1 pseudogene is annotated in these 431 nt (G+C 74.9%); it reads left to right on the top strand.

From position 1 onward, the window contains the following. A pseudogene (locus G3I71_RS48065) lies at nt 1–431 on the top strand (tetratricopeptide repeat protein); the annotation flags it as partial.

A 431-nucleotide genomic window follows, 5' to 3' on the forward strand; every position in this document is an offset into this window, starting at 1 on the left:
TGGCCCGCGCCTACGCGCAGGAGGACCGCACAGCGGACGCGGCGGAGGTGCTCCAGTCGACGCTGCCCGACCTGTTGGAGCACGGCGAGAGCCAGGCGGTGGCGGCCCGGGAGTTGCTGGGCGACCTGCTGCGGGACCTGCGCGAGTCCCGCCCGGCGGCGGAGCAGTACCTGCTGGCGGCCGAGCTGGTGAAGGAGTGGGAGGACCCGCGGCCGCAGGCGGAGTTCGCGCAGTCGGCCGCCGACTGCCTCTCCGACGCCGGACTGGTGGAGGAGGCGGTCGCCGCGTACCGGCGGTCCCTGGAACTGCACCGGCAGGCCGGCGGAGCCGTGATCCCCGAGGTACGGATCCTGCGGTCGCTGGCCTGGCTGGAGCTGCGCGAGCGGGTCGACGAGACGTCGGTGGCAGCGGCCCGGCTCCTGATGGACGAG

It is taken from the genome of Streptomyces sp. SID12501, assembly GCF_010550245.1.
Taxonomy (GTDB): Bacteria; Actinomycetota; Actinomycetes; order Streptomycetales; family Streptomycetaceae; genus Streptomyces.